Origin of the sequence: Nesterenkonia ebinurensis (assembly GCF_008711175.1) — a bacterium.
Classification (GTDB): Bacteria; Actinomycetota; Actinomycetes; order Actinomycetales; family Micrococcaceae; genus Nesterenkonia; species Nesterenkonia ebinurensis.
Genome location: NZ_VWNF01000010.1, coordinates 22,206 through 36,467, shown reverse-complemented (window position 1 = coordinate 36,467; position 14,262 = coordinate 22,206). Strand labels below are relative to the sequence as shown.

Here is a 14,262-nt window from a genome sequence, read left to right as displayed (position 1 = left end):
GGGGTAAAGCCGCCGCCGGCGGGTCCGCCGGCGCAGGCACAGGGGCGAGTGCAAGCGGCGGAGCAGGAGCAAGTGCCGGCGCGGGCGCTGGTGCGGCGGCTGGTCCGGCTGCTGCGGCGGTGATCGGGGCGAAGGTCGCCAAAGACTCAGCAACCGCCGGACCGAAAGCAGGCAAGGCACTCGGCGCACAAGGCGAGTCCGCCGCGGACGCCGCCGATCAGACCGGCACCACACCACCGGCGGCGCAAGCGCCCCCACCGTCGACTCCGGCACCGAAGACACCCTCTGCTGGCGCCTCACAGGCCGAGCCACGGCCAGCGAAGCAGCCCCCGCCACCGGCACCTAAGCCGACCGGGAAGGAGTGAGCCGCCGTGCCCACGAAGCAGAACGAACAGACGGCGTCGGCGGAGTTGGTTCCGGTGAAGTTCTCCCGCCTCACACGCAGAGGCATCCTCCTGGGGCTCTCGCTGTCGCAGCTCATCACCCTCGCCACCGGCATCCTCTCGGTCGTGGGCGCGCTCTACGCCGGTGGCGGCATCCTCCTCGCATACACCGCACCGGTCTGGGTCATCGCCGCCGCGCTGACGTGGATACCGATCGCGGGACGCCCGGCGGTGGAGTGGCTGCCGGTGGCGTTCTGGTGGCTCTGGCGCACCACCGGCGGACAGCTCCTCTATCGGCGCCGCGTCGTGACCCCGCGTCCGGTCGGCACGCTGGCGTTACCAGGTGACATGGCGCGGCTGCGCGAGTACACCGACCCCGAAACGAACGCCGGGATGATCCACGACCCCCACCAACAGACCCTCACTGTCGTCTGCGAAGTCGCCCATCCTGCTTTCGTCCTGTTGGACCCGGGTGAGCAGGAACGCCGGGTGACCTCCTGGGGCCGGGTCCTGGCCACCGTGTGCCGCTCCGGACGGATCGCCACCTTGCAGGTCTTGGAGCGGACCCTGCCGGACTCGGGCACCGGCCTGGCCGAATGGTGGGCCTCCCACGGCACCGCCGACGACACCTGGGCGGCGACCACGTATGCCGAGTTGATCGACCGGGCCGGTCCGGCCGGGGAACGCCATGCGACCACGCTGTCGCTGTCGTTGGACACGAAGAACGCCGCCCGGCAGATCAGGACCGCCGGTGGCGGCATCCGCGGCGCCGCCGCCGTGCTCCGCCAAGAGATGAGCACCCTGGTCGCCGCGTTGCGGTCGGCCGACCTCACCCCCTCCGGCTGGCTGAGCCCAGGCGAGATCGCCGTCATCCTGCGCTCGGCGTATGACCCGGCGATCGCCGCCACCTTGGAGCGTCACGGCGAACTCGGCCAGAACCTCGCCACCGCCGGACCGGTCGCGGTCAACGAGTCCTGGACCCGCCTGCGCACCGACTCAGCCCACCACGCCGTGCTCTGGGTCTCCGAGTGGCCGCGCTCGATGGTCTACCCCGGCTTCCTGTCACCGGTGCTGCTCTCCACCGGCATCCAACGCAGTTTTTCGCTGCTGTGCACGCCGATGCGCTCGGACCAGGCCGCCAGGGACATCCGCAAGAAGAAGGTCGAGCACATCTCAGACCAGGCCCAGCGGGCGAAGATCGGGCAGATCGAAGACGCCGCACAGACCGCCGAGTACCAAGACGTCCTCCAGCAGGAAGCCGACCTCACCGCCGGTCACGGAGTCCTCAGATACACCGGCCTCATCTCCATCTCCGCACCCACCGTCGAAGAACTCGAAGCCGGTGTAGCGGCGATCGAACAAGCCGCCATCCAAGCTTCCTGCGAAACCCGACTCCTGGTCGGGCAACAGGCCGCGGCATTCACCGCCGCCGCGCTGCCACTGTGCCGCCGTGTCTGACCAGGCGCGGGGACGACACGTGCACCTGAGAAGTGACCCCGAAGCCGGGGACTCACTCGCGTTCACAGGAGCCCGATCATGCCGACCTTCCACGACCCACTGGCCGATGCCGCCGAAGCCTCCGAGGCCCTGCGCGGCCTCGCCCATGCCAGCCGGGTCTTCGACAACCCGGCCGACACCTACACCGTGTTCGGCGACCTGATCGCTGGTCTCCGGTCGCTGCGGCAGGTCCTCGACCAGCTCGCCAACACCCACCTCGCTGCTCGGGATCGAGCGTTCGATGACGACGGCAGCCCCGTCGCCGGTGCGGCCGAAGCCCTAGCTGCGGCCGATGAGCTGCACCAGGCCGGCACCCTGCTCGATCAGGCCCATGACCGGCTGGCCGCGTCGTTCACCCACTCCGGACGCATCGCCTGGCACACCCAACCCACACCAGAACAGACAGCGGTACGTGACCGGATAACGGCACGGCTCGACGGTGACCCTGCCACCACCACCGCACAGGTCGGGACACTGACGTTGGCGGTGTGGCCCGATGCGCCGGTGGGTGAGCATCAGCGCTACGCCTACCGGATCACCAACACCACCGGCCAAGCAGTGGAGGGCCGGGACCTGTTCACCGGCGCCGGAACCCCCGTCAAACCAGACCGCGCGCTGCGCGACCTGGCCGGATATCTGAGCGCGGCAGCCGAAACCCAACAGTATGCCTTCTACCACCCCGGCAGTGCCCCGGATCACGCTGGGCTGTTCCCGACCTGGGTGGCCGAAGCCGCCCACGCCAACACTGACGCCCTGACCGACCTGAGCGAACACCGCCCGTCCGAGCCCGCGGCGGGGCGGCGGTGGCTCAACGTGGTCTTCCTCCAAGGCGACGAAGCCGACCAGGTACTCGATGTGATCGACCGCGAGGGCACCGACGCGGCCATCGAACACCTCAAAGGCTGGGACTACGGCGATGAGACCACCGATGCGGCGTTGGAGAACGGATACGTCTACGACGAACCACCAACTGGGGCACTCGACCGGATCGTGACCGCAGCCGACTACACGCTGACCTACGCTCACGCGCACGGGCATGTCGCCTTGCTGCGCGCCTACGACGTGCCGCCCGACCCAGCACTGGAAGACACCGATGTCGTGTCGGCGCGGGAGGCGATCAGCGGTGTCGGTTCCCTCGAACGCAGCACCGCGAGAGCCCGGCGCAGGCCCACGGCGCGAGCACCCCAGGCCCCTAAGCGGGAGGTGGACTGGTTCGCGGGTCCGACCCGCTCGTCCAGTTCCGCAGGACAGGGGTTATCGCTGTGAGTGCCGACAACCGGGAACGGTTGCATACCTCGGTCCTGGTCGCCCCGGCGAAAGAGCGCCGCCGACTCCGCAAGCAACGCCGCCAGGCCGCCGCGAAACTCCAAGCCGAGCAGCGCGCGGCCGAGAAGGAAGCCGCCAAAGCGAAAGCTGATGCCGAGCGTGCCGAACGCCGCGCCACCACCTACCTCCCCGCCGCCGGTGAGCCCGGACCGGCCGCGTTGCGCACCCCGGGCCGGTTCCGGCTCCCCAGACATCAGGACACCTCGGCGACGTTGGCGGGCGCGTATCCGTTCGTCGCCGAAGGCGGCCTCGGCAGTGATGGCGTGTTCGTCGGCCAAGACCTCTACTCCGGCGGCAGCTTCGTCTACGACCCCTGGGTGCTCTACGCCCGCGGCATCATCACCGCCCCGAATCTGGTGCTCGCAGGAATCGTGGGCTCGGGCAAGTCGAGCCTGGCGAAGTCCCTCTACACGCGGTCCTTGCCGTTCGGGCGCAGGGTCTATGTGCCCGGTGATCCCAAAGGCGAGCACACTGCGGTCGCCGAAGCAGTCGGCGGACGTGCGATCGTCCTGGGCCATGGACTCAACACCCGCCTGAACCCCCTCGATGAAGGACACCGACCCGGTGGGCTCTCCGATGAGCAGTGGGCCACCACGGTCGCTTCCCGCCGCCGCGACCTCATCGGAGCCCTGGCCGAGACCGTGCTACAACGATCACTCACCCCGTTGGAGCACACCGCCATCGATCTGGCGCTGACGCAGACGGTGCGGGAGAACACGGTGCCGATCCTTCCAATGGTCGTCGACCACATCCTCAACCCGAACAACGACACCGATGGGCGTCTCGCGGAGGATGGCCGTCTCGTCGGTCACGCCCTGCGCCGCCTGGTGGCTGGCGACCTTCAGGGGCTCTTCGATGGCCCATCGACGGTGGCGTTCGATCCGTCGCTGCCGATGATCAGCCTCGACCTCTCCCGCGTTACCGAGAACTCCACGCTGATCTCGGTGTTGATGACCTGTTCGTCAGCGTGGATGGAGTCCGCCCTGTTGGACCCGAATGGTGGGCAGCGGTGGGTGATCTACGACGAAGCCTGGCGGCTCATGTCCCACCCGGCGCTGTTGAAAAGGATGGATGCGCATTGGCGGCTCGCTCGTCATTACGGGATCGCGAACATGCTGATCTTCCACAAGCTCTCCGACTTGGACAACGTGGGCGATGCCGGTTCGGCCATGCGCTCCCTCGCCAACAGCCTCCTCGCCAACGCGGAGACGAGGATCGTCTACCGGCAAGAGTCCGACCAGCTCGGTCCCACCGCGAAGGCCCTCGGGCTGACCGGCACCGAACAGAAACTGCTGCCGTCGTTAGGGGTCGGACAGGGGTTATGGCGGATCAAGGATAGGGCCTTCGTGACCCAGCATCAGCTGCATCCGGCTGAGTTGGAGTTGTTCGATACCAGCTCTCGGCTCACCCAGGGGGTGAAGTGATGCCTTCGAAGAAGCCACGCCACCCGTCCCGGCGAGAACTCCCAGAGACCCCGGTCGTGCTGCCGCATGCGGTCATCACCGCCGCCGAAACCGGCGCCCTGGATGTCGCTGTTGACGGTACTCCGTTTCCGCCGCCGGCGGAAGGCTCCGGGTGGACGCGTGCCACTTTCGGGGCCTTGTTGGATGCGATTACTGAGGACCGGAGGGTCGCGGTGCGCATCGAGGTCCGCGAAGCAGACGGGTCGGTGTTCACCGACCTCATCCACGCCCGGAATCCCACGCCACCTAGTCCAGTAGAGCCCGAAGAAGGTAAGTCAGAGACCCCGCGCGGTAGGCAGGCCAAGAGCAGGCGCAAGAAGCGAGCGGAGCTGGTGGAGGTCACTGGCGAGGGGTTCGTGCCCGGCGAGGATGTCGCGGTAGCGGTCGTCGTCTCCCAGACCGACGCGACCGGCATCGGTCATGCCCGTGCGCTGCTCGACACCATCCAGTTCAAGTCGGCGCTGCGTGACGGCACCGGTGAGGTCGTGTTGCTGGGCCGGGTCTCCGGTACCGCCGTGGTCAGGCGGTTGCCATGACCACACAGCGGCAGACCGGGAGCATGGGCGATGAGCTGACCAACGCCGCCCTCATCGCACTGATCGGGGTGTTCGGGGTGGCGCTGATCCTGCGCGCCGCAGGCAGCGTGGCGGCGTTCCTCACCGGCACACCACAACCCGTCGCCGGCCCCGCATCCGGGCTCGGCGTCATGTTCAACCCCGGCGACCCCGCTGCCGCGCTCGATGCCGAAGGGCTGAACCCGGTCGCGTACTGGACCATCACCGCAGTCCTACTCGGCATCCTTGCCACCACCGGGGCGTGGGTGTGGATACGGGTCCGACGCCGTTCCCGGAAGGCCGAGACCGACCCACGCCGCCTCGTCGGCACCGCCACCGGCCCCGAGGTCACCCAGACCGCCTCATCCAAAGCACTACTAAAGCGCGCCAGGACCCTGCGCCCCTCACTGGATGCCCCCGATCCGGCGGATGTCGGCTATCTGCTCGGCCGTTCACGAAGTAAGCAGGTGTGGGCGAGTGTGGAGGACTCGATCCTGCTCATCGGCCCACCAAGGTCAGGCAAAGGCCTGCACGTGGTCATCAACGCCATCCTGGACGCCCCCGGCGCCGTGGTCACCACCTCCACCCGCCCGGACAACCTCACCGCCACCCTGCGCGCCCGGGAACGTGGCGGTCGGCCGGTGGCGGTGTTCGACCCCCAGCACCTGGCCGAAGGCATCCCCGCCGGTATGCGCTGGTCACCCATCCGCGGTTGCGAGGACCCACTGACGGCGATGATCCGCGCCACCGGCCTCGCCTCCGCCACCGGCCTGTCCGCTGGCGGGGTCGAATCCGGAGGCTTCTGGGAAGGCAAAACCCGAACCGCACTCCAAGCCCTACTCCACGCCGCAGCACTGGACCACCGGCCACCATCGGAGCTGTTCTGCTGGACCCTCGACCCCACCGCGGCAGCCGAGGCGGTCGCCATCCTCACCAACACCACCCAAGCCGCCACCGGATGGGCCGACTCCCTCGGAGCAATGATCGACTCCGACCCCAAAACACGGGACTCGATCTGGCAAGGGGTAGCCCTGGCTCTCGGCGCCCTCGCCGACCCCCGCGTCCTCGATGCCGTCTCACCACGGCCGGGCGAGGGCTTCGACCCCGAAGCCTTCCTCCGGGACCGCGGCACGTTGTATCTGCTGGCCACCGGCGCCGGAGCAGGGGCCTCGGCTGCGTTGGTGGCGGCGTTCGTTGAAGACCTGATAGAGACTGCACGCCGGATGGCTGCCCGCTCACCGGGTGCCCGGCTGGACCCGCCGCTGCTGCTGGCGCTCGATGAGATCGGCAACCTCGCCCCACTACCGTCGCTGCCAACGTTGATGGCTGAGGGCGGTGGCACCGGGATCACGACCCTTCCGGTGCTTCAGTCGTTGGCGCAGGCGCGGGAGAAGTGGTCGGACAACGCCGCCGGGGCGATCTGGGACGCCGCAATCGTGAAGATCATCCTCGGCGGTGCCTCCAACAGCCGCGATCTTCAGGACCTCTCCACCCTGATCGGGGAACGCGACGAGTACACCGACAGCGTGACCCTCGGCGACCACGGGACGCGGTCGAACCAGCGCTCGGTGCGCCGGGTGCCGATCCTGCCGCCCGATCGGATCAGGACGCTCCCGTTCGGCACCGGGGTGACCCTGCTGCGCTCAGCGCCACCGATCGTGACCGATCTGCGTCCTTGGCCCTCGCGTCCTGATGCCGCTCAGCTCAAGGGTGACCGGGTCGAGATCGAAGCGCTGCTGCGCCGCCCGGGCTCCTGACGACGTTTGGGCGGGTGGGTGCACCTGTCTGGCACGAGCGGTCCTGTACGTGGGGTCGCGTGATGTGTCAGGAGGAGAGTCTGATGGCTATCCGCACTCAGGAGTCGTTCTCGGGGTTCATCGCTTCGGACCCGCAGCTCAGCCAGACCTGGAAGGGCGACCCGCGGTTCTACGCCCGGGTCGGCAAGGAGCATTTCCGTCGCGAGGATGATGGGTCGTTCACCCAGACCGAGACGAGTTACCACCATCTGGTGATGTTCGGCCGTTCCGCCGAGCACGCCCACGCGAGGTTCGCCAAGGGCGACAATTTCATCGCCGAGGGCTATGCCCGCGAGGTCAACTACGAACGCGACGGTCAAGCGGTCGAGAGCGAGGAGTTCGTCGCCAAGAAGATCGGCCATGACACCGCTCGCACCCGCTACGACGTCGACCGCACCCCACGCCGCGCCGCCGAACGCGAAGCAGTCGCCGTCGAGCCGCCGACTCGGCCGGCTCAGGCGCCGCAGTCCGCGGCCATCGGCCTGTGAACGCCGGGAGCCGATCATCATGACCGATCACATCCCCGAACCGGACCCGCTCGACAGCGACGGGCCAGAGGTGGATGAGCCGGACGTGTTCGCCGGGCCACCACGGGTCAGTGACGCCGACGTGCCCGAGACACTGCACCCGGTGAACTGGAACCTGCTGTCCGCTCACGACCTGGAACAGGAATGGCTCGCGCTGAACCGGTGGGTGGACTGGCTACGCCGCACCTACGGACTCCCGGCGAGTGTGGTGCCACCGTTCTGGCACCATCATCCCGAACTGGTGTGGGAACTCTACTGCGCTGCATCTGCACTGGTTGGGTGCCTACGACCCCGAGCAGAACGCCTCCGCGGCGATCGGCTGGCATCGCGACTTCGCCGACGCTCGCGCTCGGTTGCGTGACTGGGTCGCCGCATCCGGCACCCGGATTGATCGCGACCGGCCCACTCGGCAGACCACCTGGCCCGGCGAAGAACCCGGGCCGGCGGTCGAGGACGTGGTGATCGCCGACCGTGACGCCGAGTTCGTTCAGTTCGTCCAAGCACAGGTCCGCAGCCGCCAGGAGGCCGAGGACGAGTTCTACGCCAGCCTCGACGACGACCTCGATGTCGCTGTCGATCCGGTGACCGGGGAGGTGCGGGAGTGATGGGGGCCTATGTGAAAAGGACCGACCGGCGCCGGTATGAGGACCGGTCATTCTCGGCCCGCGCGGTCCACCGCGACCAGGCGGACCTGCACAAGCTCGCCGAGGTCCTGATCCGGCTGACCTTGCAGGAGACCGGGCACAGCCGCGCCGATCGCCGCGCCACCGAAACCCCCGCGACCTACCGCGAGGCCGGCACCGCCGCACCCGGTAACAAGACGGGTGTCGTAGCACCGTTGGTAGAATGAACGTGCAAGCCTCGCGTATGCGGGGTGTTGTGGTCCTAAACCTCACCCGCACGGGTGGGCAACACGCAAAACCGTGACCCCGTCGGGTCTCGCCCTACAGCCACATCGATGGCTGCTCTCACGATCAGCATCCCCTCCCGGTTCTTGGGAGCGCGAGGGTCGAATCGCGTGAGAGTGAAGGACCCGATGACCACCACTACCGTTTCCGATCCGGCGGCCAGTCTGATCGAACCACCGATCAGCACGGCCGTCGCCATCTCTTACCTGCGGGTTTCCACCCGCGAACAGGCCTCCAAGGGCGGGGCAGACGAAGGCTTCTCCATTCCCGCCCAGCGTGAGGCGGTGCGCCGCAAGGCCGACCAGCTCGGTGCGGCCATTGTCGAGGAGTTCGTCGACGCTGGGGCCTCGGCGAAGTCCGCCGACCGGCCCGAGCTGATGCGGATGATCCAGTACGTCCAGGCCAACAAGGTCGCCTACTGCATCGTCCACAAAGTCGACCGTCTCGCCCGCAACCGGGCCGACGACGTGACCATCCACCTGGCCCTTCAACAGGCCGGGGTGCTGCTGGTCTCGGCGACGGAGAACATCGACGAGACCCCCTCGGGGATGCTGCTGCACGGGATCATGTCCACGATCGCGGAGTTCTACTCCCGCAACCTGGCCACCGAGGTCACCAAAGGCATGACCCAGAAGGCCATCGGCGGCGGCACGCTCGGCAAGGCCCCCATCGGCTACCTCAACGTCCGCAACCGCGACGACCAAGGTCGTGAGGTCCGCACCGTGGAACTCGACCCCGAACGCGCACCGCTGATCGAGTGGGCGTTCAAGGCCTACGCCTCAGGCAACTGGACCGTCAGCCAGCTCCACGACGAACTCACCTCACGTGGACTCGTCAGCGTCCCCACCCCGAAGCGTCCATCGAAGCCGCTGGCGGTGTCCTCGGTGCACCGGCTGCTGACCAACCCCTACTACAAGGGCGATGTCGTCTACCGCGGCACCCGCTACAAGGGCACCCACCCCGCCCTCGTGCCACCCGAGGTCTGGTATCAGGTCCAGTCCGTACTCACCGCGCACAAGACTGCTGCTGAGGCCACGCAGGTCCACGACCACTACCTCAAAGGCACCATCCACTGCGGCCAGTGCGGATCGAGGTTGATCGTGTCCAACGCGAAGAACCGGCACGGGAAGGTTTACTGCTACTTCGTGTGCTCGGGCAGGCACTCCAAGCGCACCGACTGCACCCGCCAAGCGATGCTCATCGAAGACGTCGAGAAACTGATCGAGGACTACTACACCCGTGTGCAGATCAGCCCCGCCCAGCGCGATGCCCTGTCGGGGATGCTGCATCACGAGTTCGACCGGCTCATGGCCGCCGAGACCGACGAACTCGAACGCCTCACCAAGCACCGCGACCGGCTCGAACACGAACAAGACCGGCTCATGCAAGCCCACTACGCCGATGCGATCCCGCTGCCTGTGCTCCGACGAGAACAAGACCGCATCCTCGGCGAACTCGATGGCGTGAACCGTCGCATCGACGCCCACCACGGCGACTACGCCGACGCCCGCACCCACCTCAACGATGCGCTGAACCTGCTCACCGACTGCGCCGACATCTACCAGCGATGCGACGACGCCAACCGGCGCCTATGCAACCAGGCCTTCTTCACCAAGGTCTACATCGACGAGGACGACCAGCTACGCGTCGAGAACAACCGGCCCTTCGAGATGCTGCTCGACCCCGAGGTCAACGCCAACGCCCTCAACTGGACCCAGAACGGCGACAAGGCCCGAACCCCAGCCAACGATTCTGCTGGCAAGGGTTCGAGCCTTGTGCGCGGGGTGGAGGCTAGGGGACTCGAACCCCTGACATCCAGCTTGCAAAGCTGGCGCTCTACCAACTGAGCTAAGCCCCCATGAATGGGTATTCAGTTATCGACTGAGTCGGTGGCCTGGTTCCAGACCGCCCGAGTTTCTTCGGACTTCTTCCACTCGCGGTAGATGAGAAAACCTGCGACAGCAGCGGCTGCAACAACCAGTCGTTTCACAGTTTCTCCTACGGAGGTTTTGGAGTGGGCGTTCACCTGCGTTCACGCCCGGGACTCCGCTCGAGGGTTTTCGCGTGAATGCAAGCATTCAGACGAAAACCCTCTCACTACGTCCTGTGGGCGTACGTGGACTTGAACCACGGACCTTCACATTATCAGTGTGACGCTCTAACCGCCTGAGCTATACGCCCGAAACCTCTTCAAGGGGCCGCCCCGGAGAGCGACCACTACACATTACACCAGCACTTCGGCACCCAACAAATCCACTAAGACCCAGCAGTTATCGCTGGGCAGGAGCGAAGCGATTCTGCCGACAGGTGCCAAGTCCGCCACCACTGCAAACGGCCGAGAGGCGCTGCGACACTTACTCAGTCGTCGGTCAACGTGAGGCCGATGCCGCCGACCAAAGAGGCTGAGAGGTTGTAGAGCACCGCAGCGAGCATAGACAGCACGGTCAGCAGCACCACATTGACCACCGCAATGATCGTGGCGAAGGAGGCGATCTGCCCCACCGAAACCATCTCCTCCAGCCGGAAGGAGCCGCCCGGACCGTCCGTGCCCAGCACCTGCTGGGCCAGATCGTTGACCCGGTCAAAGATTCCGGTCAGATCCATCATGGACCACAGAGTCACCGCACAGATCACCAGCATGATGCCCATAGCCACCGAGAGCAGAAAGCTCATCTTCAGCACCGACCAGGGATCCACCTTGGAGATCAGCAGGCGGGCTTTGCGAACCTTCGCCTTAGGAGTGGGCCGGACCAACTGCTGCGGACGGGTCCCGCCGGCCGGACGTGGGCCAGCCTGGGGGCGCGGACCGCCCTGAGGCCGGGCACCGGGAGTAGACCGCGGCTGCGGGCGCAACGGCTGCTTGCCCGTAGTGGGCCGGGGTCGCGGGACAGGCGTACTCGGGCGCGGGCGAGTCGCAGTCCCAGCGGAGGCGCCGGACTGCGGACCAGTGGCGATCTCTTCCTTGATCGCCGGCATATTTGTCAGCGTGGCACCACGGGGTCGCGGCGCAGGGAAGCGCCGTTTGGCTTCGGAGGAGCCATTCTGGGTCTCCTGGCCATCATTGCTTTCGCTCACTGGAGACCTCCATGGGCGTGAAACGTCGTCTGCATCGAGAAACTACGGTACTGCATCCGGCTATTTCTCACTCTCAGAATCCTGAACCTCAGGTTCAGACGTTGCGGCATCGTTATCAGCGCCCGCACCTGACATGGCTGCCCCCTCGCCAACATCTTCACCGGCGGCGGCCAGGGCAGCACCTGAGGCGGAGGTGACCTTGAGGATACGGTCGTTCTTCCGGGGCTTAGCGAAGATCACCCCCATCGTGTCACGTCCGCGCGGCGGCACCCCGGAGACTGCAGAGCGGACCACATTGCCGGAGTTCATCACCACCAGCACCTCATCGTCCTCCTCGACCACCATAGCTCCCACCAGGTTGCCGCGATCCTCGACGAACTTACCCACCTTGATACCCAGTCCGCCGCGGCCCTGCACCCGGTACTCATCCACACGGGTGCGCTTGGCGTAGCCGCCCTCGGTCACTATGAACACATAGGAGTCCTCAGTGACCGCATCGGCAGTGAGCAGTTCATCGTCCTGACGGAATTTCATCCCGGTGACACCGGAGGTGGCCCGGCCCATAGGGCGCAGTGCCTCATCGGTGGCAGTGAACCGCAAGGACTGACCCTTGCGGGAGACCAGCATCAGGTCATCCTCAGCGGAGATCAGCTTGGCTGAGACCAGCTCGTCATCCTCGCGCAGGTTGATCGCGATCACCCCGGCCTGCCGCGGTGAGTCGTAGTCGGTGAGCTTGGTCTTCTTCACCAGACCGCCCTTGGTGGCAAGCACCAGGTATTCGGCGACGTCGTAATCCTTCAGCGCCAGCACTCCGGCGATATGCTCCTCGGGCTGGAAGGCCACCAGATTGGCCACATGCTGGCCCTTGGAGTCACGGCCGGCCTCCATGAGTTCGTAGCACTTGGTGCGGTAGACCCGGCCGAGGTTAGTGAAGAACAGAATCCAATGGTGGGTGGTGGTGACGAAGAAGTGCTCCACGACGTCGTCGACCCTCAGCTGGGCTCCGCGGACTCCCTTTCCGCCACGGTTCTGTGCCCGGAAGCTGTCAATCCGGGTGCGCTTGACGTAGCCGTCGCGAGTGATGGAGACCACCACATCCTCTTCGGGGATAAGATCCTCCATGGACATATCCCCGTCATAGCCACGGATGATGTGGGTGCGCCGGTCATCGCCGAACTTCTCCACGATAGTGTTCAGCTCGTCGCCGATGATCGTGCGCTGCCGGTCCTCGCTGGCCAGGATCTGCTTATAGTCGGCAATCATCCGCTGCAGCTCATCGTATTCGTCCTGCAGCTTCTGCCGTTCCAGACCCACCAGTCGGCGCAGCTGCATGTCCACGATGGCGGTGGCCTGCTCGTCATCAATGTCCAGCAGCTGCTTCAGCCCTTTGCGGGCCTCGTCCACGCTGGCCGAGCCGCGGATGGTCTCGATCACCCGGTCGATGTCATCCAGGGCCTTGAGCAGTCCGACCTTGATATGAGCCTCAGCCTCGGCCTTGGTCAACCGGAACTGGGTGCGCCGGACGATCACATCGATCTGGTGCATCACCCAGTGGTGCACAAAGGCGTCCAGGCTCAGAGTGCGCGGCACCCCGTCGACCAGGGCGAGCATATTGGCGGAGAAGTTCTCCTGCAGCTGGGTGTGCTTATACAGGTTGTTCAGCACCACCTTGGCCACTGCGTCGCGGCGCAGCACGATCACCAGCCGCTGGCCGGTGCGTCCGGAGGACTCATCGCGGATCTCCGCGATCCCACCGATCTTGCCGTCCTTGACCAGCAGGGCGATCTTGCGGGCCAACGCATCGGGGTTGACGTGGTAGGGCAGTTCGGTGACCACCAGGCAGGTGCGGCCCTGGATCTCCTCCACGTTGACCACTGCGCGCATGGTGATGGAGCCGCGCCCAGTCCGGTAAGCCTCCTCAATTCCCTGGGTGCCCAGAATCTGTGCACCAGTGGGGAAATCGGGTCCCTGGACTCGCTGCAGCAGAGCCTCCAGCAGCTCTTCCCGGCTGGCACCGGGGTTCTGCAGGTACCACTGGACTCCGGAGGCCACCTCGCGCAGGTTGTGAGGGGGGATATTGGTGGCCATGCCCACCGCAATGCCGGAGGATCCGTTGACCAGCAGGTTGGGGAACCGGGCGGGCAGCACCACCGGTTCCTGCTGCTTGCCGTCGTAGTTGTCCTGGAAGTCAACGGTGTTCTCGTTGATGTCCCGGACCATCTCCATAGCCAGCGGGGCCATCTTGGTCTCGGTGTACCGGGGGGCGGCTGGGCCGTCATCGCCCGGGTTGCCGAAGTTGCCCTGTCCGGCAGCCAGCGGGTAGCGCATCACCCAGTCCTGGATGAGGCGGGCCAGTGCATCGTAGATGGCGCCATCGCCGTGCGGGTGGAACTGGCCCATCACATCGCCGACTACGCGGGAGCATTTGTTGAAGCTGCGGTCGGGACGGTATCCACCGTCGTACATCGCATAGAGCACCCGCCGGTGCACGGGCTTGAGCCCGTCGCGCACATCGGGCAGCGCACGGCCCACGATCACCGCCATGGCGTAGTCCAGATAGGACCGCTTCATCTCGGTCTGCAGGTCCACCTGATTGATCCGGTCCACCTGGGCACCGCTCACCGGTACGGGGCTGCCGCCGGCATCGGGGGTCTCTGGGGGGTTCTCGCTCACTTGCGCTACTTCCTTCGCGGTGTTCTCACATGTAGGTACGACGGCGTCTGCTCACCTGTG

General features: G+C 66.4%; 9 protein-coding genes, 2 tRNA genes and 4 pseudogenes. 10 read left to right on the top strand and 5 right to left on the bottom strand.

Annotation, left to right across the window (positions count from 1 at the left end; translation table 11 throughout):
- The 10 genes and pseudogenes from F0311_RS18385 to F0311_RS03770 form a co-directional block, all read left to right on the top strand.
- Window positions 1-365: pseudogene (locus F0311_RS18385) on the top strand (conjugal transfer protein TrbL); the annotation flags it as partial.
- A gap of 6 nt (window positions 366-371) precedes the next feature.
- Complete coding sequence (locus tag F0311_RS03810) at window positions 372-1,841, top strand: SCO6880 family protein (protein ID WP_150460630.1); 1,470 nt, start codon at window positions 372-374, stop codon at window positions 1,839-1,841.
- Between the two features lie 78 nt (window positions 1,842-1,919).
- Window positions 1,920-2,279, top strand: a pseudogene (locus tag F0311_RS19190) (hypothetical protein); the annotation flags it as partial.
- A gap of 863 nt (window positions 2,280-3,142) precedes the next feature.
- Window positions 3,143-4,630: an ATP-binding protein gene (locus F0311_RS03800; RefSeq protein ID WP_150460629.1), complete on the top strand. Its 1,488-nt coding sequence runs from the start codon at window positions 3,143-3,145 to the stop codon at window positions 4,628-4,630.
- The gene (locus F0311_RS03795; protein ID WP_150460628.1) at window positions 4,630-5,205 is read left to right on the top strand and encodes a hypothetical protein; all 576 of its coding nucleotides are present in this window, start codon (window positions 4,630-4,632) and stop codon (window positions 5,203-5,205) included. Before F0311_RS03800 ends, F0311_RS03795 begins: the two co-directional genes overlap by 1 nt.
- Window positions 5,202-6,980 carry a type IV secretory system conjugative DNA transfer family protein gene (locus F0311_RS03790; RefSeq protein ID WP_150460627.1) on the top strand — a complete coding sequence of 593 codons (1,779 nt, stop codon included), beginning with the start codon at window positions 5,202-5,204 and terminating at the stop codon, window positions 6,978-6,980. Before F0311_RS03795 ends, F0311_RS03790 begins: the two co-directional genes overlap by 4 nt.
- 83 nt (window positions 6,981-7,063) lie before the next feature.
- Window positions 7,064-7,507, top strand: coding sequence for a single-stranded DNA-binding protein (locus F0311_RS03785; protein WP_150460626.1), 444 nt, complete (start codon window positions 7,064-7,066; stop codon window positions 7,505-7,507).
- Window positions 7,508-7,526: 19 nt separating this feature from the next.
- Window positions 7,527-8,151 (top strand): annotated as a pseudogene (locus F0311_RS03780) (hypothetical protein).
- Complete coding sequence (locus F0311_RS03775; RefSeq protein WP_150460625.1) at window positions 8,151-8,396, top strand: hypothetical protein; 246 nt, start codon at window positions 8,151-8,153, stop codon at window positions 8,394-8,396. The pseudogene F0311_RS03780 and the gene F0311_RS03775 overlap by 1 nt, the downstream one beginning before the upstream one ends.
- A 108-nt stretch (window positions 8,397-8,504) precedes the next feature.
- Window positions 8,505-9,626, top strand: a pseudogene (locus F0311_RS03770) (recombinase family protein); the annotation flags it as partial.
- Between the two features lie 613 nt (window positions 9,627-10,239).
- On the opposite strand, the gene F0311_RS03765 reads toward F0311_RS03770, so the two are convergent.
- The 5 genes from F0311_RS03765 to gyrA form a co-directional block, all read right to left on the bottom strand.
- A tRNA-Ala gene (locus F0311_RS03765) sits at window positions 10,240-10,312 on the bottom strand.
- Window positions 10,313-10,324: 12 nt separating this feature from the next.
- Window positions 10,325-10,444: a DLW-39 family protein gene (locus tag F0311_RS18375; protein ID WP_223881119.1), complete on the bottom strand. Its 120-nt coding sequence runs from the start codon at window positions 10,442-10,444 to the stop codon at window positions 10,325-10,327.
- A 117-nt stretch (window positions 10,445-10,561) separates the two neighbouring features.
- Window positions 10,562-10,635: transfer RNA gene (locus F0311_RS03760), tRNA-Ile, on the bottom strand.
- Window positions 10,636-10,812: 177 nt separating this feature from the next.
- Window positions 10,813-11,430 (bottom strand): DUF3566 domain-containing protein, encoded by a 618-nt coding sequence (locus F0311_RS03755; RefSeq protein ID WP_150460636.1) that lies wholly within the window; start codon window positions 11,428-11,430, stop codon window positions 10,813-10,815.
- Window positions 11,431-11,589: 159 nt separating this feature from the next.
- Window positions 11,590-14,202: a DNA gyrase subunit A gene (gene gyrA, locus F0311_RS03750; protein WP_150460624.1), complete on the bottom strand. Its 2,613-nt coding sequence runs from the start codon at window positions 14,200-14,202 to the stop codon at window positions 11,590-11,592.
- Between the last annotated feature and the right edge of the window lie 60 nt (window positions 14,203-14,262).